This is a genomic window from Phytoactinopolyspora endophytica (assembly GCF_004138495.1).
Lineage (GTDB): Bacteria > Actinomycetota > Actinomycetes > Jiangellales > Jiangellaceae > Phytoactinopolyspora > Phytoactinopolyspora endophytica.
Map to the genome: position 1 here is coordinate 365,123 of NZ_ML142850.1, position 1,449 is coordinate 366,571.

Genomic DNA, 1,449 nt, shown 5'->3' on the forward strand with positions numbered 1-1,449 from the left:
CTGTGAACCCCTTGACTCAACTTTTCTTACACGACCTGGTGAAGCCAGCGGACCGGCGCACCATCACCCGCGTATCGAAAAGGTTCCAGCTCATCGTCCCAGGGTTTCCCTACCAGCCGGCGGAGCTCGTCTTCCAGCCCGATCTCACCCGCTGCCGCCTTGATGACGGCGGACTTGATCCGGTCCTCTGGGATCATGATGTCGCCGTGCACCCCTGTCACAGCATGGAAGATGCCCAGGGCAGGCGTGTACGCATAACGCGCGCCTTCATTGCCCGCGCTCGGTTCCTCCGTGACCTCGAACCGCAAATGCAGCCAGCCTCGCAGCGCGGAGGCGATCTTGGCACTCATGCCAGGCTCGCCTTGCCACGACAACTCAGCCCGGTAGGCGCCGGGCTGGGCAGGCTGCGGTGTCCAGTCAAGGCTCACGCGCACACCAAGTGCACCGGCGGCTGCCCACTCAATGTGCGGGCAGAGCGCCGGCGTTGCGGCGTGGACGTACAGGACGCCACGTGTCGTCACCAGATCCTCCTGTGGGTCGAGGGACGCCTTCCCCTGCGACCTCTTCCCATCACTTCAGGATCAAGCGACGTTCCTATTGTGCACGATGGCGGGCGTAGATGCCACGCGAACCGCACACCACACGGCGTGTCACCCGGTCGCTGCCCGCGAACGGTGCATGGCAAGGTGGAGCACAACACCCGCGCCACACCCCAGGCGCTCACCGGCCACCCGAGGAGTGACCCTGCTCATGTCGTCCGAGAACCCGTTCTTCTCCCCCAGTGACCTGCCCTACCAGCTGCCACCGTTCGAACGGATCGACGAGTCGCACTATCTGCCCGCCTTCGAACGTGGCATGGCGGAACAGCGGGCAGAGATCGACGCGATCGTCACCGATGCCGAGCCGGCTACGTTCGAGAACACGATCGTGGCCCTGGAACGCACGGGCGAGATGCTGAGGCGGGTATCGGTCGTCTTCTTCAACCAGGCATCCTCCGACGTGAACGACGCAGTCCAGGAGATTCAAGCTGAGGTCGCACCGAAGCTCGCCGCGCACGAGGACGCGATCTACCTCGACGCGGATCTCTACGCACGGGTCAAGGCAGTCTACGACGCCGAACCCGACCTCGACCCTGAGTCGCAGCGGCTCCTCGAGCGCTACCATCTCGACTTCGTCCGCGCCGGCGCGGCGCTAGACCCCCAGCAGCAAGACAGGCTCCGCGAGATCAACGAGGAGCTGTCTGCGCTGTCGACAACGTTCCAGAACAAACTCCTCGCCGACACCAACGCCTCCGCGATCGTCGTCGACGACGAGAGTCAACTCGAGGGGCTCTCCGCCGACGCCGTCGCGGCCGCTGCGGAAGCCGCCCGCGAACGCGACCTTCCGGGCAAGTATGTGCTCACCCTCATCCTGCCTACCGCCCAGCCCGTGCTGAGCTCGCTCGCCGAC

At 65.1% G+C, this 1,449-nt stretch carries 1 protein-coding gene and 1 pseudogene; one reads left to right on the plus strand and one right to left on the minus strand.

The genetic code is table 11. The features are described from left to right. Window positions 1–26 precede the first annotated feature (26 nt). Window positions 27–521, minus strand: coding sequence for a DUF3145 domain-containing protein (locus tag ELR45_RS04995; protein WP_165367487.1), 495 nt, complete (start codon window positions 519–521; stop codon window positions 27–29). A 229-nt stretch (window positions 522–750) separates the two neighbouring features. On the opposite strand from ELR45_RS04995, the pseudogene ELR45_RS40400 reads away from it, so the two are divergent. Beyond that, a pseudogene (locus ELR45_RS40400) lies at window positions 751–1,449 on the plus strand (hypothetical protein); the annotation flags it as partial.